The sequence below is a fragment of the Saccharothrix sp. ALI-22-I genome (genome assembly GCF_001984175.1).
Classification (GTDB): Bacteria; Actinomycetota; Actinomycetes; order Mycobacteriales; family Pseudonocardiaceae; genus Actinosynnema.
Genome location: NZ_MTQP01000066.1, coordinates 185,326 through 210,646, shown reverse-complemented (window position 1 = coordinate 210,646; position 25,321 = coordinate 185,326). Strand labels below are relative to the sequence as shown.

The 25,321-nt window shown below is 70.3% G+C and carries 20 protein-coding genes; 8 read left to right on the top strand and 12 right to left on the bottom strand.

The window, feature by feature from the left end:
* Nucleotides 1-2 precede the first annotated feature (2 nt).
* Entirely contained in the window at nt 3-608 is a 606-nt protein-coding gene (locus ALI22I_RS29530) for a maltokinase N-terminal cap-like domain-containing protein (RefSeq protein ID WP_077008829.1), read from the top strand.
* Nucleotides 609-800: 192 nt separating this feature from the next.
* On the opposite strand, the gene ALI22I_RS29525 is transcribed toward ALI22I_RS29530, so the two are convergent.
* The gene (locus tag ALI22I_RS29525) at nt 801-3,440 is read right to left on the bottom strand and encodes a glycoside hydrolase family 97 catalytic domain-containing protein (protein WP_077008828.1); all 2,640 of its coding nucleotides are present in this window, start codon (nt 3,438-3,440) and stop codon (nt 801-803) included.
* A gap of 211 nt (nt 3,441-3,651) precedes the next feature.
* On the opposite strand from ALI22I_RS29525, the gene ALI22I_RS29520 reads away from it, so the two are divergent.
* Both ALI22I_RS29520 and ALI22I_RS29515 read left to right on the top strand, forming a co-directional pair.
* Nucleotides 3,652-4,830 (top strand): AI-2E family transporter, encoded by a 1,179-nt coding sequence (locus ALI22I_RS29520; RefSeq protein ID WP_077008827.1) that lies wholly within the window; start codon nt 3,652-3,654, stop codon nt 4,828-4,830.
* Between the two features lie 261 nt (nt 4,831-5,091).
* Nucleotides 5,092-5,565: a winged helix-turn-helix transcriptional regulator gene (locus tag ALI22I_RS29515; RefSeq protein WP_077008826.1), complete on the top strand. Its 474-nt coding sequence runs from the start codon at nt 5,092-5,094 to the stop codon at nt 5,563-5,565.
* Here ALI22I_RS29515 and ALI22I_RS29510 read toward each other — a convergent pair.
* The 4 genes from ALI22I_RS29510 to ALI22I_RS29495 all read right to left on the bottom strand — a co-directional run bounded on the left by ALI22I_RS29510 (nt 5,516) and on the right by ALI22I_RS29495 (nt 8,996).
* Nucleotides 5,516-5,887 (bottom strand): DUF4345 domain-containing protein, encoded by a 372-nt coding sequence (locus ALI22I_RS29510; protein WP_077008825.1) that lies wholly within the window; start codon nt 5,885-5,887, stop codon nt 5,516-5,518. The two genes, ALI22I_RS29515 and ALI22I_RS29510, sit on opposite strands and share 50 nt — an antisense overlap.
* Before the next feature lie 117 nt (nt 5,888-6,004).
* On the bottom strand, nt 6,005-6,658 hold the full coding sequence (locus tag ALI22I_RS29505; protein WP_077008824.1) for a response regulator transcription factor: 654 nt from the start codon (nt 6,656-6,658) through the stop codon (nt 6,005-6,007).
* A 14-nt stretch (nt 6,659-6,672) separates the two neighbouring features.
* The gene (locus ALI22I_RS54830) at nt 6,673-8,124 is read right to left on the bottom strand and encodes a sensor histidine kinase (RefSeq protein WP_083752104.1); all 1,452 of its coding nucleotides are present in this window, start codon (nt 8,122-8,124) and stop codon (nt 6,673-6,675) included.
* Between the two features lie 233 nt (nt 8,125-8,357).
* A complete protein-coding gene (locus ALI22I_RS29495; RefSeq protein ID WP_083752103.1) occupies nt 8,358-8,996 on the bottom strand; it encodes a phosphatase PAP2 family protein in 639 nt (212 codons plus the stop codon).
* A gap of 140 nt (nt 8,997-9,136) precedes the next feature.
* Here ALI22I_RS29495 and ALI22I_RS29490 point away from each other — a divergent pair, with 140 nt between their 5' ends.
* Complete coding sequence (locus ALI22I_RS29490) at nt 9,137-9,964, top strand: ATP-grasp domain-containing protein (protein ID WP_077009288.1); 828 nt, start codon at nt 9,137-9,139, stop codon at nt 9,962-9,964.
* 55 nt (nt 9,965-10,019) lie between these two features.
* Here the strand turns inward: ALI22I_RS29490 and ALI22I_RS29485 are convergent, their stop codons facing one another.
* The 7 genes from ALI22I_RS29485 to ALI22I_RS29460 form a co-directional block, all read right to left on the bottom strand.
* Nucleotides 10,020-11,603 (bottom strand): cellulase family glycosylhydrolase, encoded by a 1,584-nt coding sequence (locus ALI22I_RS29485; protein ID WP_083752102.1) that lies wholly within the window; start codon nt 11,601-11,603, stop codon nt 10,020-10,022.
* A gap of 159 nt (nt 11,604-11,762) precedes the next feature.
* Complete coding sequence (locus ALI22I_RS29480) at nt 11,763-12,380, bottom strand: alpha-ketoglutarate-dependent dioxygenase AlkB (protein WP_077008823.1); 618 nt, start codon at nt 12,378-12,380, stop codon at nt 11,763-11,765.
* A 76-nt stretch (nt 12,381-12,456) separates the two neighbouring features.
* Complete coding sequence (locus ALI22I_RS51290) at nt 12,457-12,624, bottom strand: hypothetical protein (protein ID WP_179118408.1); 168 nt, start codon at nt 12,622-12,624, stop codon at nt 12,457-12,459.
* Between the two features lie 182 nt (nt 12,625-12,806).
* Nucleotides 12,807-14,942: a 1,4-alpha-glucan branching protein GlgB gene (glgB, locus tag ALI22I_RS29475; RefSeq protein WP_077008822.1), complete on the bottom strand. Its 2,136-nt coding sequence runs from the start codon at nt 14,940-14,942 to the stop codon at nt 12,807-12,809.
* Nucleotides 14,939-16,207, bottom strand: coding sequence for a maltokinase N-terminal cap-like domain-containing protein (locus tag ALI22I_RS29470; protein ID WP_077008821.1), 1,269 nt, complete (start codon nt 16,205-16,207; stop codon nt 14,939-14,941). Before ALI22I_RS29470 ends, glgB begins: the two co-directional genes overlap by 4 nt.
* A complete protein-coding gene (gene treS / locus ALI22I_RS29465; RefSeq protein ID WP_083752101.1) occupies nt 16,204-17,889 on the bottom strand; it encodes a maltose alpha-D-glucosyltransferase in 1,686 nt (561 codons plus the stop codon). Before treS ends, ALI22I_RS29470 begins: the two co-directional genes overlap by 4 nt.
* A 4-nt stretch (nt 17,890-17,893) precedes the next feature.
* Nucleotides 17,894-19,879, bottom strand: a complete 1,986-nt coding sequence (locus tag ALI22I_RS29460; RefSeq protein WP_077008820.1) for a maltotransferase domain-containing protein — start codon at nt 19,877-19,879, stop codon at nt 17,894-17,896.
* Between the two features lie 291 nt (nt 19,880-20,170).
* Here ALI22I_RS29460 and ALI22I_RS29455 point away from each other — a divergent pair, with 291 nt between their 5' ends.
* From ALI22I_RS29455 to ALI22I_RS29440, 4 genes are all read left to right on the top strand, one after another.
* Nucleotides 20,171-20,995, top strand: coding sequence for a type 1 glutamine amidotransferase domain-containing protein (locus ALI22I_RS29455; RefSeq protein WP_077008819.1), 825 nt, complete (start codon nt 20,171-20,173; stop codon nt 20,993-20,995).
* 36 nt (nt 20,996-21,031) lie between these two features.
* Nucleotides 21,032-22,642, top strand: a complete 1,611-nt coding sequence (locus ALI22I_RS29450; RefSeq protein WP_077008818.1) for a thiamine pyrophosphate-binding protein — start codon at nt 21,032-21,034, stop codon at nt 22,640-22,642.
* 10 nt (nt 22,643-22,652) lie between these two features.
* Nucleotides 22,653-23,339, top strand: coding sequence for a DJ-1/PfpI family protein (locus ALI22I_RS29445; protein ID WP_083752100.1), 687 nt, complete (start codon nt 22,653-22,655; stop codon nt 23,337-23,339).
* A 170-nt stretch (nt 23,340-23,509) separates the two neighbouring features.
* Nucleotides 23,510-25,318 carry an AGE family epimerase/isomerase gene (locus ALI22I_RS29440; protein WP_202971095.1) on the top strand — a complete coding sequence of 603 codons (1,809 nt, stop codon included), beginning with the start codon at nt 23,510-23,512 and terminating at the stop codon, nt 25,316-25,318.
* The last annotated feature ends 3 nt before the right edge of the window (nt 25,319-25,321 follow it).

The following is a 25,321-nucleotide window of genomic DNA, read 5'->3' as shown; positions in this document are numbered from 1 at the left end:
CTGTGGTGAAGATCCATGCGGGCGCGACGCTGACGCCGGGTTTCCGCGAGTTTCTGGCGCCCTGGGTGGCGCGGCAGCCGTGGTACCAGGGCACGGGGGTGCCGGTCCTGGCGCCGGTCGGGTTCTTCCGCTTCGAGGACCCTGCGGGTGAGGTCGGCGTCGAGACGCACCTGGTGTCGGACGGGGCCGTGCTGTACCAGGTCCCGATGACCTACCGGGGTGCTCCCCTCGTGGAGGCAGGGCCAGGCGCACTGGTCGCCACTGCGGAGCACAGCGTGCTGGGCACCCGGTGGATCTACGACGGCGAGGCCGACCCGGTATGGCGCGAGTGCGTACTGGACATGGTCCGCACCGGGGGTGTTTCCGAGTCGAGCAACCGCAAGGGCGTGGGTCCGGCTCTGGCGCGGGGCGAGTGGCTCGCGTCGGGACCGTTGGCGAACGAGGTGCGAGTGGAGTTGGTGCGCGTACCGAAGCCTGGGACTCCCGACTCTGGACCGGACACCGTCGGGCTGGTGACGGGGATCTGGTACCCCGACGGGCCGGACACGTCCGCGATCAGCGGATGCCTCACCCTCGTCAAGGCGGTCATCCAGGGTCCCGCAACCTAGCCCCGAACACCGCAACTGGTGCCGCAAAGTAGGTCCGGACCCCGCAAGGTTGCTCCGGACAGGACATCCGTCTGGGCCGGGGCCGGGGCTGGCGTGGCGACAGGGCGAGCTGGGGCGACAGGGCGAGCGCACGGCCGACGCCCACCGCGCGCAGCAACTGCCTCCGGTTGATCCGCATCCTCGACGCCCTTCTCACGCGCAGGTCAACCGGGCGTCGGCCCAGTCGGCGTGGTCGAAGTTGCGGTCGTCGCCGCCGTCGGTCACCCGGAGGCTGAGCATCCGGACACCGGTGGTGTCCACCGAGATCGACCGGGCCGGGTCGGTGCCGTGCAGCACACCGCTGTCGTACAGCGGCCGGTCGTCGCCGAAGACCTGGAACACGACCGAACCCGGTGACGTGGTCTCGTCGTCCAAGCCGATCACCGCGGTCAACGTCGCGCACTCGCGGCCGAGGTAGACCGACAGTTCGAACGGCGCGTGCACGCCGATGCCCTTGGCGTACACGACTCCGCCGATGGTGAGCGGGTTGCCGTCACCGCGGGAGGTCTCGCCGTTCGACTGGTCCCGTTCGACCGGGCCCCAGCCGTTGCTCTCGCTCATGAACGGCAAATCGCTCACATGGGGGCTGCCGGCGGGCACAGGCGGTGGCACGAAGGCGCGGACGGCCTTCTCCACGTGGACGCGAGGGTGTCCCGGCGTGCGGAACTCCGCGAAGACCGGCACGTCGACCGTGCCGACCGGGCTGTCATCGCCAACCCGCACGGTCCACCGGCCGTTGATGGTCTCGCCCGCCCGCAGCGTGCGCCTCTCGACAGGGGCGCCGGTCACCGTCCAGCCCGCCGGCGCGGCTGCCGTCAGCACGACGTTATCGACCGTGGCGGAGGGCGTGAAGCTGCCGGTGACCTCGAACGCCGACCCCTTCGCCGCGTCCACGAGATCCGTCGGCGTCACGGTGAGCGTGGTCGCCGGCACCGGGACGATCGGCCGGTCGCACGTCAGCAGACCGGGCCGGTACGGGCAGATCACCGCGGCGAACCCGCCGTTGCGCGGAACCGCGACCTCCAAGGCATCCGACGACCGCATGATCCGGCTGTCGCGTCGCACGTCGACCCGGCCCTCGCCGTCACGCACCACCTCGACCAGCCATCGGCCACCGCCCAGGAAGCCCAACGGCGCCCGCAGCGTGCGCGGATCGCCGGCCGCCACCGCGCCGACGAACCAGCGGTCGCCGGAACGGCGCGCCACCACCGCGTGATCCGACGGGGCACCGTCCACCAGCCGGGTCTCGTCCCACACCGTCGGCACCTGGTTCAGGTAGCGCAACGCCTCCGGGAACCGCTCATAGGCCTCGGGCTTGTCGGCGAAGTGGGTCCACCCCGACTCGTAGAGCACCGGCAGCGCGACCTCGTGCCCGACCGACGCCTCTTTCGTGCCGACCTCCAGCGACACCGGCGTGTAGTCCATCGACCCGACCACGTTGCGGGCGAAGAACTGCACCGGGTTGTTCGCCGCGGACGGGAAGTTCTCCGCGCCGCGCACCGCCTCCATCGTCAGGACGTGCGGCCACGTCCGGGCCAGGCCGTGCGGGATGGTCGAGCCGTGGAAGTTCACCATCAGCCGCAGCTCGGCGGTCTTCGCGAGGACCGCGTCGTACCACTGGTAGCGGGCCTGGGAGTCGGACTCCATGAAGTCCAGCTTCACGCCGCGCGCACCCCAGCGCGCCACCTTGGGCAGCACGGAGTCGCGCTCGACCTGCGTGTCGAGATCGGACCAGCGGAACCACAGCAGCACTTCGACGCCCTTGACGCGGGCGTACCGGATCAGCTCCGGCACCCACGCCTCCTGCCACCCCTCGTCGACCAGCACGTACTGCCAGCCGTTGCGGGCGGCGAAGTCCACGTACTGCTTCTGCCGCTCGAAGTTCCCGGGGCTGGAGTGCTCGCTCAGCCACGACCACGCGACCTTGCCGGGCCGCACCCACGACGTGTCGGTGAACCGGGCGGGTGACGCGAGGTCGTCCACCAGGGTGGACTGGCTGACCGTCGCCAGGTCGCCCACGATCGCGGTGCGCCACGGCGTGCGCAGACCGTCCGCCGAGGTGATCCGCTCGTCCGCGAGTGCCACCCGGTAGTCGGTGGAGCCGGCGGCGTGCCGCAGCTTGCTCCCCGCGTACCGGCCGTCCACATCGGACTCGGTGAGCAAGGCGTAGTCCTCGCCGACCTGGAACAACGACGGGTAACCGAAGTCGCCTTCCGCCGCGCCGGCCGCCGTGGTGCGCACGCGGTTCGCCTCGTACCAGGCGTTGTAGGGCAGCAGCCAGGCCGGGACGTCCGATGGCAGCTTGAACGACGACGCCTCGCCGGTCACCGTGACCGGGCCGGGCACGGCGTACCGGTAGGCCACGCCGTCCGGTGCGGCACGGACCACCAGGTCGAGCCGCTTGCCCGCGCCTTCGAACGTCAGCGTGGTCTCGGTCATGCGGGCGTACCGGTTCAGCCGCTTGCCGGTCGTCATCGTGTACCGCTCGGTGACGACCCGGTCCGTGCGGCCGACTGCCCGCAGGCCCTTGGTCAGGTCGGCGTCGGTCGTGAGCAGCCCGATCGGCGACGGCGCGAGCACCGTGCGACCGTGCAGGGAGACGCCGAACGTCAGGCCGCCGGTGGCGGGGTCGAGGGTCACCTGGGCGGCCGCCGACGTGGTGCCCGGTGCGGTGATCAGCCACTGTCCGGGCGCCGCCACCGCCGGCGTGGGTAACACGGTCGCCAGGGCTGCGCACAAGACTGCGGACAGCACCACGAACCGCCCTGTGATGACGCGGCGAAGCGATGACATCGTTGTCAACTCCCGGAGCCGGATGCGCTCGAATGGTTTGGACCACCATCCTCAGTGCCGGTCGAGCGACGGGTCAAGGTCATCGACCGGACAGGTTTTGTCCTGGTGCGGGGCTTGACACGGGGTGGGGCGACACGATTACCGCGGCCGGCTCTGGCAGGCTGCCGCACAGGCGGCCGCAGGACGCGCCGCGGTGGAGGGATGGGAAGACGTGAGCGCTGGAGACCGCCGCTGGACCGATCGCGGTCAGGCCATCGGCCACGCGGTGACCTGGATGGCCCGCTGGAGCACCCGCTTGGCGCTGGTCGCGGTCGGCTTCGTGTTGCTGTGGATGCTCATCGGCAAGCTCTGGGTCGTGGTGATGCCGGTCTTCCTCGGCCTGCTGATCACGACGGTGCTGTGGCCGCCCGCCAGGTGGCTGCGCGCGCGCGGCGTGCCGCCCGCGTTGGCCGCGACGATCGTGCTGCTCGCCGGACTGGCCGTGCTCGGCGGGGTGCTGGCGCTGATCACGACGTCGATAGTCTCCGGTGTCCCCGATATCGCCAACCGCGCCAGCACCGCCCTCCAGCAGGCCGGCGAGTGGCTGGCCGGTCCGCCGCTGAACCTCGCCAACAGCCAGTTGGACTCGATGCTCCAGCAGGCGACCGACCAGTTGCAGTCCAGCGTCGGCTCCATCGCGAGCGGCTTGCTCACCGGCGTGGGCACGGTGACCTCCGGCATCGTCACCGGCATCCTCGCGCTGCTGCTGGCGTTCCTGTTCGTCAAGGACGGGCCCCGGTTCACGCCGTGGCTGCGCGGGGTGATCGGCGAGCGCGCCGGCGGGCACGTGGTGATCGTGCTGGACCGGGTGTGGACCATGCTGGGCGGCTACATCCGCACGCAGGCGGTCGTGAGCCTGGTCGACGCGGTGCTGATCGGCCTCGCGCTGGTGGTGCTGGGCGTGCCGCTGGCCGTTCCGCTGGCGGCGTTGACGTTCCTCGGCGGCTTCGTGCCGATCGTCGGTGCGTTCATCGCGGGCGCCTTGGCCGTTCTCGTGGCGCTGGTGAGCAACGGCCTGACAGCCGCGGTGATCATGCTGGCGGTCGTGCTGGTGGTGCAGCAGGTGGAGGGGAACGTGCTCCAGCCGGTCCTCCAGGCGCGGAGCCTGCGCCTGCACGCCGCGGTCGTCCTGCTCGCCGTGACGGCGGGCGGCACCCTCTACGGCATCGCGGGCGCGTTCCTCGCGGTGCCGGTGGTCGCCACCGCCGCGGTCGTGCTGCGGTACCTGGGCGAGGTGATCGACCTGCACTCCGCCCCGCGCCCCGTCGCACCGGACCGTCCGGACGAGCCGGAGCCGGAACCCGTGCCCAGGATCGAGCCCGGAGGGTCGGGGACGTCGGGCAGCGCGTGAGCCGGCGCGTGGCGACGGACGCCGACCGGTTCGCCGGGAGCGCGGTCGGGCCCCGCTGACTTGTCAGGTCCGGTGGCCCCGGTGGTGGCTGTTCCGCGGGCTCCGGACCGACACGAACGAATGAAAGCGCTCCCAGTGCGGGAGGGGTCGCGGTGGGCCCGTCGCGGTCGCTGTCGCTGATCGCGACAGCGCGGTGACGGCCCGCGATCGGATCACCGGATGAGTAGGTTTCTTTATGAAACTCATGGTTATCATGCGCGGATGCTCCGACGCACTTACGACGACCAGGTCTGTTCGATCGCTCGCACACTGGAGGTCGTCGGTGAGCGGTGGACGCTGTTGATCGTGCGGGACGCCCTGGCGGGCGTCACCCGATTCGACGGTTTTCTCACCTGCCTGCCGATCGCGCGCAACGTGCTCAGCGACCGCCTCACCGGTCTGGTCGAGCACGGCGTCTTGGAGCGGGTGCAGTACCAGGACCGGCCGCCGCGCCACGAGTACCGGCTCACCGCCAGGGGCCGTGAGCTGACGCCGGTGATCCTGGCGCTCGCGGCGTGGGGCAACCGTCACGGGTCGACGCCGACCGGACCGACGGACGTGGCGGAGCACGTCGGCTGCGGAGGCACCGTGCACACGCAGATGGTCTGCGAGTGCTGCGAGGAGCAGCTGCCCGCGTCCAAAGTGGTCAGGCGGCCAGCCGGCGCTGCCACACCACCAAGACCGGCGGAACGATGAGTTCGACGCCGATGAAGAACACCATCAACCCGTGCGGCTGCCCGGCGACCAGCCACGACACGATCCGCGCGAAGCCGCCGACGAACACGGCGGCGCAGACGAACTGCAGCACCGTGGTGGCTTCGCGGACGCGGGGCACCACGGACAACAGCGCCACGCCGATCGCCAGCCACATCACGGCGAAGAACCGGTAATTGCTGTCCAGCGTCGGCGCGGCCTCCGGGGCTCCGGGCAGCACGGCCGGCCCGAACACGACGTCCATCAAACCGGTGCCCGCGACGAACAGCCCGAGCACCACCAGAACCGCCTGGAAGACCTTCACCTCGACACCGCCTGTTCCGCTCCGGGTTGGTTGCGGCTTGCCGTTTCGCGGCGACCAGTGTCGGAAGGTAGCAGCCGGTTCGGGGTGTGACGTGTCCCGCAGCACCGCGCCGTCCGCTCAGACGTCCGTCGGGATGAGCCCGGCTTCGTAGGCGACGATGGCGGCCTGGACCCGGTTGCGCAGGTCGAGGCGTTTGAGGATCGCGCTGACGTACACCTTCACGGTCCCCTCCGCGACGTGGATGCGTTTCGCGATCTCCCCGTTGGACAGACCGGCTCCGACCAGTCCCAGCACCTCCCGTTCCCGCTCGGTCAACACCGCCACGCGCTCGGCGGCCCGCAATCGCGGCCCGCTGCCCGACAGGTGGTCGACCACCCGCCGCGCCACCAAGGGGGAGAGGTACGCGGCCCCGGCCGCCACCGCCCGCACCCCGGCGATCAACTCGTGCGGATCACCGGTCTTCAGCACGAACCCACTCGCGCCCTCGCCCAACGCGCGGGTGATGTACGAGTCCTCGGCGAACGTGGTGAGGATCAGCGTCGCCGTCCCGCTCCCGACCCGCTTGATCTCCGCCGCCGCGTCGAGCCCGGTCAGTCCCGGCATCCGGATGTCGAGCACCGCGACGTCCGGTCGGTGCCGCAACACCAGGTCCACCGCCGACCGACCGTTGTCCGCCTCGGCCACGATCTCCACGTCGTCGGCCGCCGCCAACACCGCCCGCACCCCGACCCGCACGATCGCTTCGTCATCGGCGAGCACCACCTTGATCATGCGGGCATCCTGCCTCACGGGTCGCGCGCCAGCAGGTCCTTGGCCACCAGCATGCCGTCGCGGAAGCACACCCGGTAACGGTCCAGTCGGCGCTCGTCGAACGGGTTCGGGTGCGTGCTGTAGATCCGGCACGTCGACCGCTCCGGCCCGCTGATGTCGTCCGTCCGGGTCCGGGGCGGCAGCACGTCGGCGACCTCCGCCTCGGACTGCCCCACCCGCAACTCGGCGAACCGGGCGGGGGTGAGCGTCGAAGCGGCCGCGTCGAACACCAGGTACCCGACCACGCCGACCACGATCACCGCCGACACCCCGACCGCGAGCCGCACCGTCCGCCGCGCGTTCTGCCGGGCCCGCACCTGCGCCCGCAGCTTCAGGACCGGTGTCAACGTGTCGACCGGGCGTTCCGACGCGGGCCGGTCCGGGACTTGGGCGACCACCTCGAACCCGCCGTCCTCGACCCAGCGCACGGTCAACGTCCCGCCCACCAGCGCCACCCGCTCGGCCAACCCCAGCAGCCCACGCCCGCCGCCGACCGTGCGAGGCACCGCCGCGTCGCCCGGCCCGTTGGACACCCGCACCTCGGTGCCGCCGTCGGACCGGTCGACGGAGACCGACACCGACGCACCCGACGCGTGCTTCATCGCGTTGGTGATCGCCTCGGTGACGACCCGGTGGATCGTCCGTGCGATGACCGGATCACGTGCCACCGCACCCCGCACCTCCAACTCGACCCGCAACCCGGACTGCCTGGCCCGTTCCACCACCTCCTCCACCGATTCGATCGCCGTGCCCCAGTCGGAACGCAGCAGCCGCACCACATCCGCCAACCGCTCGGCCGCCGCCGTCACCCCGGCCCGTGCCTGACGCACCGCGTCCCGGTGCTCAGGCGGGAGCGTCGGGCTGACCTCCAACGCCCCGACCTGCAACGCCGCGTGCGCCAACTCGTGCCCCACCAGGTCGTGCATCTCGGCGGCGAGCCGCGCCCGCTCGTGCGCCCGCGCCTCCGCCGCGTCCCGCTCCATCAACGCGGCCCGCTCCCACCCGGCCCCGATGAGCTCGGTGTACCCGCGCCGGTACCGCCCGAGCGCCCACGGCACCACGGCCAGCGCACCGACCGCCGCCACCGCCGCGACAACGGTGTCCGCTCCACCACCCGCGGCAACCGCCACCACCACGGTTCCGACCACCGCGACGGCCAACGCCATCACACCCCGCCGTTCGTCGTCGGCGTTCCGACCGGCGATCAGACTCACCGTCGCCATCCCGCCGGCCGTCGTGAGCAGGGCAATGGTCGTGTCCGTCTCGAAGTGCAGGAAGAAACTCACCTGCCACGTGACGATCGCCAGCCCGAGTGCCGTGATCGGCCGGTAGCGCACCAGCGCGAGCAGCCCGAAGAACACCACCAGGTACGCCGCCGTCTCCCACCGCCCAAGACGCTCCGGCCGTGATGTGCCCGCCGCCCACATCACCGGGAAGGAGGTCGCGGACCAGAGGAGCAGTGCGCGCAGTCTCGGCCTGGGTTGGATGGTCCAGATCCTTTCGCCACTAGGTCGATCGACGGACGGCAGCGGCGCAAGTCCGAACAGGACCGCAGCCGCACCCACCTGCGACCGTAACCGCCCCGCCCGGCATGAGGTCGGGTACTCCGCCCAGACCGTGCCGGTGGTCGAGCGGTTGTGCGGGAAGGGCAGGGCAGGGGTCAGGAGACGGCTCTGGCGTGGGTGCGCGTTCTCGCCAGAGCGGTGGTCAGGCGGGTCAGCAGTGGGAGGAGGGCGGCTGCCATCACGCCCAACAGGAGGCCTGCGGCGACGTCGTGCGGGTAGTGGACGCCTACGAAGACCCTCGATGCCGCGGTCAGGATCGCGAAGGCCAAGGCCAGAGCGCCCAAGGCCCGGCTCGACCACAGGATGGCCACGGCGGCGGCGCCGGCTATGGTCGCGTGATTGCTGGGGAACGACCAGTCGCCCACCTCCGGGCACGGCACGATGGTCGCTACCTCGCCCAGCACACGACACGGGCGGCCCTCTTGCCAGGCGCCCTTCACGGACTCGCTCAGTAAGTACGCCAGTACGGTCACGACCGGTGCCGCGAAGGCTCGGTGGCGAGGCTCGGGTGGACCGTGGCGCGCCCGCCACCACACGACGGCGAACAGCACCGCGAAGACGCCCAGCACCGCCTCGGTCGCGAATGCGGTGAACGACTGCACGAAGTCCGGGCTCGTCGCCGCCAGGTCGATTACCTCCAGGTACCACCGGGCGCTCACATCGGGGACGTCCGGTACCGAGACGGCGGCGTCCGATGGCTCTGACAGTTCCTGTGCCACAACGAGTTCTTCCATGGCACCGAATGTACGAAGATCGCCGCGGGTGATCCGCTGCCGGAAGCTACGTGTCACCCTTGTCGAAAGACAAGGGTGACACCCTGCCGATCGGATAAATCCGCTGGCCATAGCGCTGACGGCCGATCACCATGACGGCCATGATGCTGTTGGTGCCGGCGGACCCGCTCCGCCCCACCCGACCGGACGCGCACTTCGCGTCCGAGGCCGCCGCCGCACGCGACGCGGGACACCGGGTCGTGGTGGTCGACCACGACGCCCTCGCCCGCGGCGAAGCGGCCCGCGCGGTCGCGAAGGTGCCCGCCGCCGAGGACGCCGTCTACCGGGGCTGGATGCTGCGGTCCGAGCACTACGCCGCCTTCGCCGACGCCCTCGGACAACGCGGTACCGTGCTGCGCACCACCGCCGACCAATACCGGAGCGCACACGAACTCCCGGGCTGGTACGACGACTTCAAGGACCTCACCCCGGAGTCCGTCTGGACCGAAGGCTTCGACCGGACAGGGTTCGAGCACGCCCGCGAACGCCTGCACGAAGGCCCCGCCGTCCTCCGCGACTACACGAAGTCGATGAAGCACCACTGGCACGAGGCCGCCTACATCCCGGACCTCGCCGACGCCGAAGCCGCCTGGAACGTCGCCCGCCGCTTCACCGAACTGCGGGACGACGACGCGACCGGCGGCTTTGTGCTGCGCCGCTTCGAACCGTTCACCTCCACCGAGGTCCGCACGTGGTGGGTGGACGGCTCCTGCGCGCTCATCGGCCCCCACCCGGACACCCCGAACGAGGTGCCCGACGCGCCGGACCTGGCCGAGGTCGGACCGCTGGTGCGTCACCTGCGGTTCGTCACCGTGGACCTGGCCCGGCGCGGGGACGGCGTCTGGCGGGTGGTGGAACTCGGCGACGGCCAGGTCAGCGACCGGCCGAGCACCACCGCCGCCGACACGATGATCGCCATCCTGCGTTAGCGCGATGGGCGCGTCGGAGGGCCGTGGAGGCGAAGGCCACGACCCTCCGAACAGGTCACGCCGTGCAGGCGGCCCCGCCCAGCGTCACGCCGGAAGGCGCGCCCGCCGTGCCGTTCGCGGTGAACCCGAGCGCCACCGACGCACCCGCACCCAAAGACGGCGAGTACGACGGCGCGGTCACCGTCACCGTGGTCCCGCTCTGGCTGAACGTGCCGTTCCACCCGCTGGCGATGGTCACCCCGGCGGGCAGCGTGAACACGACCTGCCACGGGTTGACCGCACCACTGGCGCTGTTCGTCACCGTCAACGACCCCTGGAAACCGCCCTGCCAGGCGTTGTCCTGCCGCCACACCGCCTTGCACGCACCAGGACCGTTGCCACCGGAAGTAGTGGTGGTCGTCGTCGTAGTAGTCCCACCGCCCGTCGGTGGGATCAGGTACGACTGGAGGATCGACTGCTTGGCCTGGTTCACCGTGGTCCAGTCGTCGCCCACGATGCCGCCCGTGTCACCGCTGTTCGGGTTCCACGACCAGTAGGTGAACGACATGCCGTTGACCCCGGTGCCGGTGTAGGCCATCAGGTTCTCCAGCCAGATCTTGTCCTTCGGGTTGGCCAACGTCGAGCCGAACTCGCCCATCATCAACGGCGCCGTGCCGCTCTTGTACAGGTAGCCCCAGTACTTGTCCCAGATCGCGGGCAGGTTCGCCGGGTAGTCCGGCGCGTTGAACCACTTCTGCTCGAACACCGACGTCGCGTACTCGTGCGGCGAGTAGACCAGCCGGTTCGCCACGCTCAGTCGCACCGGGTACTCGCCGGCCTTGGACAGATTGCCGCCCCACCAGCCGCAGTCCTCGTCGTTGGACGGGTCGTTGTCCCAGACGTTGGACAGCCCGCCGCTCGGGCAGCTCACACCCTCGACGAAGATCAGCCAGTTCGGTTGCACGGACAGGATCGCGTTGCCCGCTCGTTCGGCGGCCAGCCGCCAGTCGCGCTCCACCACGCCACAGCCCCAGCACGCGCCGGTGGCGTTGGGGTTGGTGCCCTCGGCGTGCGGCTCGTTGTGCAGGTCGGCGCCGATCACCGTGGTGTTGCCCGCGTACCGCTGGGCGAGCATCTTCCAGTCGTTGATCCAGGTGGTTTCCGGAACGGTCGCGGTGTACCAGAGCGCGGACTGCCCGGCGCTGGTCGGCCGGTGCCGGTCAAGGATGATGCGCATCCCCTTCTGGCCCGCGTAGTCGATGACCTTGTCCAGGATCTGCAACGGCGACAGCCCGACCAGGTCGGGGTTGACGAAGTCGTTGACACCGGACGCCGTCGCGCCGGGCTTGAGCGCGTCGTTGGAGAAGGGCACGCGCAGGGTGTTGTAGCCCAGCGAGGCCATCTGGTCGAGCTGCTGCTTCCATGTACGGTTGGACCACAGCCCGTGGAAGGTCTTGTTGTCGGTCTCCATGCCGAACCAGTTGATGCCGGTCAGCCGGACCGTCGCGCCGGTGCTGTCCACGATCTTGTTGCCCGCGGTGTGCAGGTAACCACCGGCCGGGGCGGCCGTGACCTGTCCCGCCGTGGCGATCGCGACGACACCGCTGACGGCCACCGCGGCCGTGAGCAGGGTGCCGAGAATCGATCTCCGTTGCCGCATACCGCTCTCCTTTGAGGATGTTCGCAACGCATTCTGGGAGCGCTCCCAGGCGGGAGAGTAGTGACGGCGGTGATGGTCTACAAGGACCAGAATTCGGGGCACTACCAGCGACGACGTCCGGTTCGCCGGGAGGGCCCGGAGATCGCTGCGCCGAACGGGTCAGCGCACGCCGCGTGGCCGGAACTGGATGCTGATCCGCGGTCCGACCGGCTTGGTCGCCTTGGGGATGGCGTGCTCCCACGTCCGCTGGCACGAACCGCCCATCACGATCAGGTCGCCGTGGCCCAACGCGTACCGCACCGTCGCGCCGCCTCCGCGCGGGCGCAACGCCAGCGCGCGTGGTGTGCCGGCGGACAGGATCGCCACCATCGTGTCCTCAGTGGAGCCTCGCCCGATCGTGTCACCGTGCCAGGCCACGGAGTCCCGCCCGTCGCGGTAGTAGCAGAGCCCGGCGGTGCGGAACGGTTCGCCCAACTCCTCGGCGTACCAGGCGCTCAACTCGTCGCGGGCCCGTGTCAGCACGGGGTCCGGCAGGGGAGCGTCCTCGTCGTAGAAGCAGAGCAGGCGCGGGACGTCGACCACGCGCTCGTACATCTGCCTGCGCTCGGCACGCCAGGGCACCTCGGCGGCCAGGCGCTGGAACAGCGCGTCCGCGCCGGTCAGCCAGCCGGGGAGCACGTCGACCCACGCGCCGTCACCCAGCACCGTCCGTCGCACGCCGGTCAGCGGGCGCAAGGCGGGCGTCTGCGCGCCGTCGTCGAACAGCGACACCTGCATGACGGCAGCATAACGCTTGGGTCGAACACGCGTTCGACCCATGATGGGCTCTATGGCTTCAGTGTTGATTTAAAGATCAAGCATCCGGTTCGGGCTTGCGCCGTCGACCACCGGTGCGGACCTGCTTGGAGGCCTCGTCCACCGGCTCGGCCTGTTGCTTGCCGGCGACCGCGGATTCGGGCGCGGCGGCGTGGTCGGCGAGCAGGATGGCGGCCAGCTCGTCGTAGATAGGTGTGCTGCTCATGGAAAATCCTCTACCCCGTTTGGACGGAAGTTACACGCGTGTTCAGGGAGAGGTACGGCCAGGGTTGCGAAAACGATCGACGCCGATCGGGTGGGGCCCGGTTCGCCCAGATCAGACCCGGAGCAGACCCGGATCAGGCCGGGAGAGGCCGAGCGGACCAGGCGAGGCCGGGCCCCACGCGCTCACGCCGGGGTCAGCCAGACGACCCCGTTCGCGGGCAGTCGCAGCACGGCGGTCGCGGCCAGGCCGTCCAGCGGTTCGGCGACCGCCTCCACCGCACCGTTGACCACGCCCGTCCCGCCGTAGTCCGTCAGGTCGGTGTTCAGCACCTCCTGCCACCGGCCCGTGCGCGGCAGGCCGAGCCGGTAGTCGTGGTGGGCCACACCGGCGAAGTTGACCACGCACACGAGCACCGAGCCGTCCGCGCCGTGCCGCTGGAACGCGATGACGTTGTTCGCCGCGTCGTCGGCGCGAATCCAGGAGAACCCGCCGGGTGTGCCGTCGAGCGTGTGCAGGGCCGGTTCACGCCGGTAGACCTCGTTGAGGTCGGCGACCATCCGCTGGATGCCCCGGTGGTAGTTCATGCCGCCGTGTTCGGCGAGCAGCCACCAGGCCAGCGAGTCGTCGGCGTCCCACTCCCGCGGTTGGCCGAACTCACCGCCCATGAACAGCAGTTTCTTGCCGGGGTGGGCCCACTGGTAGGCGAGCAGGGCACGCACGCCGGCGGCTTTGCGCTGGTCGTCACCGGGCATGCGCTGCCACAGGGAGCCCTTGCCGTGCACGACTTCGTCGTGGGACAGCGGCAGGAGGTAGTTCTCGCTCCACGCGTACTCGATCGAATGAGTTATTTCACCGTGGTGGTGGGCCCGCCGGATGGGGTCGTGGCGCAGGTAGTGCAGCGTGTCGTGCATCCAGCCCATGTTCCACTTGAAATCGAACCGGAGGCCGTCGTCGCTGGTCACGCCGGGCCAGGTGGTGGATTCCTCGGCGAACACCAGCACGCCGGGGCACCGGGTGGCGACGGTCTCGTTGAGCGTGCGCAGGAACGCGACGGCCTCCAGGTTCTCCCGCCCGCCGTGCTCGTTGGGCAGCCACTGGCCGTCGGGGCGGGAGTAGTCGAGGTAGAGCATGGAGGCGACGGCGTCGACCCGTAACCCGTCGAGGTGAAATTCGGTGAGCCAGTAGAGGGCCGAGGAGACGAGGAAGTTGCACACTTCCGGGCGACCCAGGTCGAACACGAGGGTGCCCCAGTCGGGGTGTTCGCCCCGGCGCGGGTCGGGGTGTTCGTAGAGGGGCGTGCCGTCGAAGCGGGCCAGCGCCCAGGCGTCGCGGGGGAAGTGGGCGGGGACCCAGTCGAGGATGACGCCGATGCCGAGCGAGTGCAGGTGGTCGACCAGGTGGCGGAACTCGTCGGGGGTGCCGAAGCGGGCGGTGGGCGCGTAGTAGGAGGTGGTCTGGTACCCCCACGAGCCGCCGAACGGGTGTTCGGTGGTGGGGAGGAGTTCGACGTGGGTGAAGCCCATCTCCTGCGCGTAGTCGCCGAGTTCGACGGCCAGGTCGCGGTAGGAGAGGCCGACGCGCCACGAGCCGAGGTGCACTTCGTAGATGCTGATCGGGGCGCGTTGCCAGTCGACGGAAGGCCTGCGTGCGACCCAGTCGTGGTCGTGCCACTCGTGGTGGGTGGTGGTGACGACGGAGGCGGTGGCGGGCGGGACCTCGGTGGCGGACGCCATCGGGTCGGCGTGTTCGTGCCAGCCGCCGTCGGCGCCGAGGATGCGGAACTTGTAGCGGCAGCCGGGCCGGACGCCGGGTACGAACACCTCCCAGACGCCCGCGCCGAGGTGGCGCAGGGGTGTGCCGCGGCCGACCCAGGAGTCGAAGTCGCCGGCGACGCGGACGCCCTGGGCGTTGGGCGCCCACACGGCGAACGCGACTCCGCCGTCACGCGGGTGGGCGCCGAGCACGTCCCACAGCCGGGGGTGTTCACCTCGGGCTATGAGGTCCAAGTCGGCAGGTGACACGGTCGGTGGACACGCGTAGGGGTCTTCGACCACGCGCAGTTCGTGGCCGTGTTCGACCTCGAATCGGTAGTCGGTGACGCGTCCGGGGACGAAGCCGGCGAACAGTCCGTGTGCGAGGTCGGTGAGTTCGTGTCGGACGCCGTCGGCGACGACGGTGACGGCGTGCGCGCCGGGTTGCACGGTCCGCACGACGGTGTCAGATCCGGCCGGGTGCGCGCCGAGGACTGCGTGCGGGTCCCGGTGGTCGCCGACGAGGAGCCGATCCACCTCTTCGAGGGGCGGGAGGACGGCGGTCATGACGCGGCACCGAGGATGCGGGTGATCGCGCCGAGCGGGATGGACGTCCAGTCGGGGCGGTGTGCCCGCTCGTAGGCGACTTCGTAGACGGCTTTGTCCAGCTCGAAGGCGTGCAGCAGCACGGGCTGGTCACGTGGGTCGTCCAGGATCTCGGCGTAGCCGTCGCAGAACGCGTCACGCATCCGTTGGGCCCAGGCCACGTCAGCCGCGCCGCCGTGGTGGGCGGCGTAGTCGAACGAGCGCAGCATCGTGGCCACGTCCTGCAACGGGTGGCGCGGCGCGTTGCGTTCGGCGAGGGGCTGTCCGGGCTCGCCTTCGAAGTCGATCAACGTCCACCGGCCGCCCGAGCGCAGTGCCTGCCCCAGGTGCAGGTCGCCGTGCACGCGTTGCAGGGTGAACGGCCCGCGTGCGGTGCGGACCCGGTCGAACGCCTCGCGCAGGGCGCGCTCGTGCGGCGCGAGTTCGGGGATGCCGTCGGCGAGCGCGGCGAACCGCAGGTGCAGGCGGTCGGCGGTGTCGGCGAGGTCGTCAACGGCGATGTTGCGCGGCCCGAACGCGCTGGACAGGGCGTTGTGCACGGTGGCGACGGAGCGGCCGAGTTCGGCGGCCTCACCGGCGAACGCGGCCCGGTCGGTGGTGGCGAGGGTCCAGCCGTCCTGGGCGTCGGGCAGGAACTCCTGGAGGATGCCGAGCGCGGCGGGGATGCCGTCGACCTCGACGGTGAGGCTGCCGAGCATCCTGGCGACGTGCCGGGCGCCCACGGAGTGCAGGGCGCGGTGGAGTTCGACGTCGGGGTGCGCGCCGGGCAGCACGCGGCGGAACAGCTTGAGGATGTACCGGTCGCCGAAGATCAGCGAGGTGTTGCTCTGCTCGACGGGCAGGATGCGGGCGGGCAGGTCGAACGCGACGCGGGCGCCGGGTTCGGTGTCGAACACGGGTCCATCGGCGGTGCCCTGGAGGCAGCCGAGGAGGCGGGACATCAACTCGCCGTCGTGGGTGGCCGCGTAGACGACTCCGCCGGGTGTGTCCAGGATGGCGGCGTCGGCGAGGTCGGCGGGCAAGGAGGACCGCCTGCCCAGCAGCACCTGGTACCGCTCGCCGTCGACCGCCACGAGGACGTGCAGCAGTGCCGGGTCGCCGTGCAGCAGCGGGGTGACGCGTTCGACGTGCACCGTTCCCGGCGCCCGGTCCTTGCCCGCGTACCAGCGCTGTCGGGGCAGCCAGCCGGCGAGCGCGCCGGTGAGGGTGTCCACCGCGGTCGTCATGACACACCGCCTTCGAGTCGGAACCAGTAGTAGCCGTGGCCGGGGAGGGTGAGCTGGTAGCGCTCGGCGCCGATCGCGGGGAACCGCACGCCGCCGGTGAGTTCGACCGGGACGGCGCCGTCGAGGCCGGGGAGCTTCACCTCGACCGGTTGCGGGTGGCGGGAGAAGTTGAAGACGCACAGCAGCGTCTCGTCGCCGTGTCGGCGCAGGTAGGCGAGCACGGCGGTGTTGGAGACGTCGGCTTCGGCGAATGTGCCGAGGCCGAACGCTTCGTGTTCGCGGCGCACCGCGAGCATCCGGCGGGTCCAGTTCAGCAGCGACGCCTGGACGGGTAACTGGGCCTCGACGTTGACGGCCTGGTAGCCGTAGACGATGTCGTTGACGACCGGCAGGCACAGCCGGCCGGGGTCGGCGGTGGAGAACCCGGCGTTGCGGTCGGGGGTCCACTGCATCGGGGTGCGCACGCCGTCGCGGTCGGGCAGCCAGATGTTGTCGCCCATGCCGATCTCGTCGCCGTAGTACAGGACGGGGGAGCCCGGCATGGACAGCAGGATCGCGGTGAGCAGTTCGTGCTGGGCGCGGTCGTTGTCCAGCAGGGGCGCGAGGCGGCGCCTGATGCCGACGTTGGCCTTCATCCGGGGGTCCGGCGCGTACTCGCCGTACATGTAGTCGCGTTCCTCGTCGCTGACCATTTCGAGGGTGAGCTCGTCGTGGTTGCGCAGGAAGATGCCCCATTGCGCGCTGGACGGGATGCCGGGCGTGCGGGCCAGGATCTCCGACACCGGTAAGCCGGACTCCTTGCGCAGCGCCATGAACAGCCGCGGCATGAGCGGGAAGTGGAACGCCATGTGGCACTCGTCGCCGCCGACCTCGGGGTCGCCGAAGTAGTGGGCGACGTCGGCGGGCCACTGGTTGGCCTCGGCGAGCAGGACCCGGCCGGGGTACTCGTCGTCGACGACCTTGCGCACGAGCTTGAGGAAGTCGTGCGTCTCGGCCAGGTTCTCGTTGTTGGTGCCGTCGCGCTCGAACAGGTACGGCACCGCGTCCAGGCGGAACCCGTCGATGCCCAGGTCCAGCCAGAACCGCAGCACGTCGAGCATGGCGCTCTGCACGGCGGGGTTGTCGTAGTTGAGGTCGGGCTGGTGGGAGAAGAACCGGTGCCAGTAGAACTGGCCGCGTTCGGTGTCCCAGGTCCAGTTGGACTTCTCGGTGTCGACGAAGATGATGCGGGTCTCGTCGTAGCGCTGGTCGGTGTCGCTCCACACGTAGAAGTCGCCGAACGGGCCGTCGGGGTCGCGGCGCGACTCCTGGAACCACGGGTGAGCCGACGAGGTGTGGTTCATGACCAGGTCGGTGATGACCTTCATGCCGCGGCGGTGCGCGGAGTCCAGCAGCCGGACGAAGTCGGCCAGGTCGCCGAACTCGGGCCGCACGGCGCGGAAATCGCTGATGTCGTAGCCGCCGTCGTTCATCGGCGAGGCGTAGAACGGGGGCAGCCAGACGCAGTCCACGCCCAGCCACTCCAGGTAGTCCAGCTTGGACTCCAAGCCGGCCAGGTCGCCGATGCCGTCGCCGTTGCCGTCGGCGAACGCGCCGACCAGCACTTCGTAGAAGACCGCGCGTTTGAACCAGTCCGCGTCGCCGGCGTCGTCTGCCAGGGCTCTGCCGTTGATGAGGGGCACGGGGTCACGCTCCTTCGCTGCGACGTGCGGGGTGGCCGACGTCGACGATGTGGGCCACCGCCACGGCGGGGTCGAGGCGGACGTAGTTCTCCCGGCCCCAGCGCCAGGTCTGCCCGGTCACCTCGTCGTGCGCGGTGAACCGCTCTTCGAGTCCGAGGGCGGCCAGGTCGAGCCGCAAAGTGCCCTCCTGGGGCTCGCGCGGGTCGAGGGTCACGACGCACACGACGGTGTCGCCGGAGGCCGGGTCGGTCTTGGAGTAGGCGATCAGGGCGTCGTTGTCGACGTCGTGGAAGCGCAGTTCGCGCAGCTGGCGCAGCGCGGGGTGGGCGCGGCGCAGCTCGTTGAGCCTGGTCAGCCACGGCTCCAGGGAGCGGCCCTGACGCAGAGCGCCCTCGAAGTCGCGCGGGCGCAGCTCGTACTTCTCGGAGTCCAGGAACTCCTCGCCGCCCTCGCGCAGCACCTCGTGCTCGTGCAGCTCGAAACCGGAGTAGACGCCCCAGGTCGGGGCGAGGGTGGCGGCCAGGGTCGCGCGCAGCGCGGACATCGCGGGCAGACCGAGTTGAAGGCTCGTCGGCAGGATGTCCGGCGTGGTCACGAACAGGTTCGGGCGGGCCTCGTGGCCGTGCGCGGCGATCTCGGCGCCGAACTCGGTCAGCTCGGCCTTGGTGTCGCGCCAGGTGAAGTAGGTGTAGCTCTGGTCGAAACCCAGGCGCGCCAACCCGTACAGCCGCGCGGGCCGGGTGAACGCCTCGGCCAGGAACAGCACGTCCGGGTGTTGGTGCTTGACCCGCCAGATCAGCCAGTGCCAGAAGTCCGGCGGCTTGGTGTGCGGGTTGTCGACCCGGAAGATCTTCACGCCGTGGCCGACCCAGTGCAGCACGACCCGCAGGACCTCGGCGCGCAACCCCTCGGGGTCGTTGTCGAAGTTGAGCGGGTAGATGTCCTGGTACTTCTTCGGCGGGTTCTCCGCGTAGGCGATGGTGCCGTCGGCGAGCGTGGTGAACCACTCGGGGTGCTCGGTGACCCACGGGTGGTCCGGCGCGCATTGCAGGGCCAGGTCCAGCGCGATCTCCAGCCCCAGCTCGTGCGCCCGGTCCGCGAACGCCTTGAAGTCGACCAGCGTGCCCAGGTCGGGGTGCACGGTGTCGTGGCCGCCGTCGCGCGACCCGATCGCCCACGGCGAGCCGACGTCGTCAGGGCCGGGGGTCAGGGAGTTGTTGCGGCCCTTGCGGTTCACCACACCGATCGGGTGGATCGGCGGCAGGTACACCACGTCGAACCCCATCCGGGCGATGCGCTCCAACGCGTCGGCGGCGGTGGCGAGCGTGCCGTGCACGGGCCTGCCTTCCGCGTCCCACCCCCCGGTGGACCGGGGGAAGAACTCGTACCAGGAGCCGAACACCGCACGGGTCCGGTCCACCCACAGCTGGTGGGTCTCGCCGCGGCTGACGAGCTCGCGCACCGGGCGTTCCCGCATCGCCCGCGCGACCACGTCGGCCAGCGCCGCCGAGACCCGCCTGCCCGGCGGGAACGACGGGTCGGCGAGCACGCGCGCCGCGTCCAGCAGCGCCGTCCGCTCCTCGCGCGGCCGTTTCACCAGCGTCGCCCGCCGCAGCAGGTCCACGCCCGCGGCCAGGTCGTTCGCCAGCTCCGCCGCTCCCTGGCCCGCGTCGAGCTTGGCCCGCACCGCGTGCACCCAGGTGGCCCACGGATCGGACCACGCGTCCACGCGGAAGGTCCACGCGCCGGGCACGTCCGGCGCTATCGAGGCCGCCCAGCGGTCCGCGCCCGGGTCGACCAGCACCATGCGGGTCTGCCGCGCCAGCCGGTCGCCCGGTCCGCGCCACACCACGGTCGCGCCCGCCGCGTCGTGCCCTTCTCGCCAGATCGCCGCCGTCACCGGTACGTGCTCTCCCACCACAGCTTTCGCGGGATAACGTCCTGCGGCGACCACCGGCATAACATCTTCGACATAGATTCGGCCGGACATCGCTGCCGTCCTTTCTCGGTGGATCAAACAAAAGGATGCCGCACCGCCAACGCCGCGATAAGCGTTGCTCGATCGGTTCGGAAAGTTCGTGACCAGCGACGACGGCCTTGTCCAGGGGTGAGCTGACGAAGTGTGCGCGGACCGTCCGGCCGGGCTTTCGCGTTAACTCCTCGGCGCACTGCACGGAGTGACGCCGCAGGTCACCCGGCTCCTTGTCGTCAACCGGCCGCGCTGGTCAACTTGCTCCCGGCAGACGAATTCAACACTGCCGACACCAGTGACGGAGAAACGATGACGAAGAAGATTCTGATCGTCCTCTCGGAATACGGCTACTGGGGCGAGGAACTGCTCGGCCCGGTCGCCACGTTCGACGAGCAGGGCTACCAGTCGGTCTTCGCGACGCCCACCGGCGCGCGGGCCCGCGCCCTCCCGCCGAGCCTGGACCCCGGCTACATCGACCCGCCCCTGGGCCGGTCGGTGACCACGCCCGAGGTCGCGGTCGCGGCCAAGGAACTGGACGAGTCGTCCCGGCTCGACAACCCCATCAGCCTGTCCGAGTGGATTCCCGACCGCCCGTACTTCAGCGAGCCGGACTTCCTGCGCAAGATCGAGGCCTACAACCGTGAGCTGGGCAACCTCGACGACGACATCAGGCAGTTCGACGCGCTGGTGATCGTCGGCGGCTCGGGCCCGATCGTGGATCTGGCCAACAACGAGCGGCTGCACGAGCTGATCCTGGCGTTCATCCGCGCGGACAAGCCTGTCGTCGGCGAGTGCTACGGCGTCGCGCCGCTGGCCTTCGCCCGCGACTGGGAGGACCGCAAGTCGATCATCTGGGGCAAGCACGTCACCGGCCACTGCAAGGAGTACGACTACAAGGACGGCACCGGATTCATCGGCGTCGACTTCAACATGGGTCCGCCGCCGTACCCGCTGGAGTACATCCTCCGCGACGCCACCGGCCCGGACGGCGGCTACCACGGCAACGTGGGCAAGGAAGTGTCGGTGATCGTGGACTTCCCGTTCATCACCGCGCGTTCCACGCCGGACTCGTTCCCGGCCGGCGAAAAGCTCGTCGAAGTCCTGGAGTCGGGTCTGCGCCGATTCGGCTGGTGACCCGCTAGCCACTACCAACCGGGAAGGAAATCGGTCATGACCGCAAGGCCGGGAAAGGTAGCCATCTTCGAGCAGTTCGTCGCGGATGGCTTTACCCGGATGTTCGGGAATCCGGGAACCGTCGAAGAAGGATTCCTGGACATCCTGGAGGGCGTGCCGGGCTTCGAGTACGTCCTGGCGTTGCAGGAGACCGTCGCGATCGCGATGGCCGACGGCTACGCCAGGGCGACGGCGGGCCCCGCACTGGTCCAGTTGCACACCGGAGTGGGGCTCGGCAACGGCATCGGCATGCTGTACCAGGCCATGCGCGGTCATTCACCGCTGGTGGTCATCGCGGGCGAGGCCGGGGTGCGGTACGACGCGATGGACTCGCAGATGGCCACCGACCTCGTCGCGATGGCGACGCCGGTGACCAAGTGGGCCACCCGGGTCACCCACCCCTCGTCGCTGCTGCGCACCCTGCGCCGCGCGGTGAAGACCGCCATGACCGCGCCACGCGGCCCGGTCTTCGTCGCGCTGCCGATGGACGTGCTCGACGCGGAGAACACCGAGCCGGTGTGGCCCAGCACCATCCCCAGCCAGGCGGTCGTCCCTGTCCCACAGGACCTGGACAGGGCGACCGCCGCGCTGACCGGCGCGTACCACCCCGTGATCCTCATGGGTGACGGCGTGTCGGTCTCCGGCGCCCAGGAGGAGCTGACCCGCGTCGCGGAACTGCTCGACGCGCCGGTGTGGGGCCTGGACTCCTCCGAACTCAACATGGACAACACCCACCCGCTGTGGCAGGGGCAACTCGGGCACATGTTCGGCGCCAACAGCGAACGGCAAGTCGCCGACGCGGACGCCGTGCTGATCGTGGGCACCTACGTGTTCCCCGAGGTGTTCCCCTCGCTGCACAACCCGTTCCGGGCCGACGCCAAGATCGTCCACGTCGACCTGGACACCTACGAGATCGCCAAGAACCACCCGGTGGACGTGGCCCTGGCCGCCGATCCCAAGCACACCCTGGCGGCCCTGGCCGAACGGCTCTTCGCCGCCGGCCGCAGGCCCACCGCCCGATCCTCCGCCGTGTGGCGCAGACCCCGGCCGGAGCAGAACGCGCCGATGATGGAGCTGTTCGCGGCCGAACTCGCCGAGCAGGGCGGCAGCGACCTGGTCGTGTTCGACGAGGCGCTCACCGCCTCGCCGGGCCTGACCAAGTACCTGCCGCCGCGCGTGGCCGGCAACTACTTCTCCACCCGCGGCGGCTCGCTGGGCATCGGCATCCCCGGCGCCATCGGCGCCAAGATGGCCCGGCCCGACGCCGAGGTCATCGGCTTCACCGGCGACGGCGGCAGCATGTACACCATCCAGGCGCTGTGGACCGCGGCCCGGGAAGGCGTCAACGCCAAGTTCGTCATCTGCAACAACCACCGCTACGAGCTGCTGGACCTCAACATCGAGCAGTACTGGCGCGAACGCGGCATCGACCGGCACGAGTACCCGTCCGGGTTCGACCTGGGCAAGCCGGAGATCGGGTTCGTCGAGCTGGCCCGAGCGCTGGGCGTGGACGGCATGCGGGTGGAGAAGCCGAGCCAGGTGGCGGGCGCGGTGCGCCGCATGCTCACCGCCACCGGTCCGTTCCTGGTCGACCTGGTCACGAAGTAGCGGGGGAGACATGCCGACCCTCGCGCGTCGCGAGAGTGGCCAGTTGGCCGGCCGCACCATCGCGATCCTGATGGAAACCGATTACGTCGAACCGGAAATCGCCTACTACGAGCGGAGGTTCGCCGAGGAGGGCGCCACGATCGACTACCTGACCCGGCTGTGGGGTCAGGAGTCGATCACCTTCACCGGCCACGAGTACCAGGTGCCGATGACCGTCACCGGTGACCTGGAGGCGGTGGACGACGCCAGGCTGAAGAGCTACGACGCGATCATCGTGCCCTCGGGGATGGTGTCGGACCGGTTGCGCTACAGCGAGGACGTCAACACCAACGCGCCCGCGGTGCGGCTGCTGGAACGCGCGTTCGCCACACCCGGCGTGCTCAAGGGCATCATCTGCCACGGCATGTGGCTGGTCGCGCCGATCCCCGAGGTGGTGGCCGGTCGCCGGGTCACCTGCCACAACAACCTGATCGGGGACGTGCGCAACATGGGCGCGGTCTACACCGACCAGGACGTGGTGGTGGACGGCGACCTGGTCACCGGCCGCAGCGCCGACGCCGCGCACCTCTTCGCCCGCACCCTGATCGACCTCATCGCCGCCCGCACCCCAGTCGGCACCATGCGCAGCCGCCAGCGGATGCTCCGCGGCATCGGAATGCCCCCCTCCCCTCGCCACGCCGCAGAAGACCGGGCGTAGCGGGACGCCGCTGAACCGAACGCCCGCCCCGCGAGGTCGCGTCGGTCGTTCGTGCCTGATTTTCCGGCGATCACGCTTTTCGATCGTCGGAAAATCAGGCGCGAACGACCGACTTCCAGGCGACCTCGCCGCCGTCTGCGGAGCAGCGGCAATTCAGAATGGACAACGCTATGGATTTCGTGTTCTCCGACCTGGTGGCGGGGTACGTGGTCGGGTACGACCCCACTCGGGGCGCGCTCGACCTGCGCACCAGCGACGGCCGCCCGGTGCGGGCGAAGATCACCCGCGACACCTACGCGGAGATGATCCGCAACCTCGGTGAACGGCCCGTCGGCGTGTCGGAGCCGATGGTCGAGCTGCTCCGCCCCGGACGGCACGTGTTCGTGCACGGCCTGTTCTACCCGGAGCGCGGCGCCACCACGTTCGACGCCAAGCGGGTCGTGCTGGTCGGGCCGGGTGAGGGCTACCGGTTCGAGGAGACCGACTGGTGGCCCCGGCAGTTGGCCGAGCTCGCCCGGTTCTACCGGCACGCCCAGTTCGGCGCCACCAACCCGGTCGACTTCGCCGACTACCGCACCGTGCTGCGCCTGGGCGGCGACAAGGCGGACGACCACGTCCAGGAGACCGACACCGTCTCCCGCCTGGTGTACGGCATGGCCAGCGCGTACATGCTCACCGGTGACGAGGACTTCCTCGGCGTCGCCGAGCGCGGCACCGAGTACCTGCGCGAGAACATGCGGTTCGTGGACCGCGACGAGAACGTCGTGTACTGGTACCACGGCATCGACGTGCGCGACGGCATCCAGTCGCGGTGCTTCGCGTCGGAGTTCAGCGACGACTCGCAGTCCATCCCGGCCTACGAGCAGATCTACGCCCTGGTCGGGCCGACCCAGACCTACCGGATCACCGGCGACCCGCGCATCGCCTCCGACATCGACGGCACGCTGCGGCTGTTCGACCGGTTCTTCAAGGACCCGGTGCGCGGCGGCTACTACTCGCACATCGACCCGATCCTGCTCAGCCCGCACCACGAGTCCCTCGGCCCGAACCGGTCGCGCAAGAACTGGAACTCCATCGGCGACCACGCCCCCGCGTACCTGATCAACCTCTACCTGGCCACCGGTGAAGAGCGGCACGCGCGGATGCTGGAGGAGACGTTCGACATGATCGTCGACCACTTCCCGGACGCGACGAGCCCGTTCGTGCAGGAGCGGTTCCACGGCGACTGGTCACCCGACCGCACCCACGGCTGGCAGCAGGACCGCGCGGTGGTCGGCCACAACCTCAAGATCGCGTGGAACCTGACCAGGATGAACGCGATCAAGGCCAAGGACTCGTACTCGGTGCTGGCCGACCGGATCGCCCGGTCGCTGCCCGCGTTCGGCGCGGACCGGCAGCGCGGCGGCTGGTACGACGTGGTGCAGCGGGTGCTGGGCGTGGGCCAGGACCGGCACCGGCTGGTGTGGCACGACCGCAAGGCGTGGTGGCAGCAGGAGCAGGCCATCCTGGCCTACCTGATCCTCGCCGGCACCACCGGCGACCAGGAGTTCCTGAAGCACGGCCGCGAGGCGCAGGCGTTCTACAACGCCTTCTTCCTCGACCACGACGAGGGCGGCGTGTACTTCAACGTCCTCGCCGACGGCCACCCGTACCTGCTGGGCACCGAACGGCTGAAGGGCAGCCACTCGATGTCCATGTACCACGCGGCGGAGCTGGCGTTCCTGTCCACTGTGTACGGCCGGCTGCTGCTGGGCGGCGGACCGTTGTCGCTGTGGTTCAAGCCGCGCGCGGACGGGTTCAAGGACCGCGTGCTGCGGGTGGCGCCGGACGCGCTGCCCCCGGGTTCGGCGCAGCTGGAGTGGGTGGAGGTCGACGGACGGCCCTACGCCGATTTCGACCCGGTCGCGATGACGGTGAACCTGCCCGACTCCGATCACGACCTGACCGTGCGGGCCCACTTGGCGCCCGCCGAGGGGTGAGCG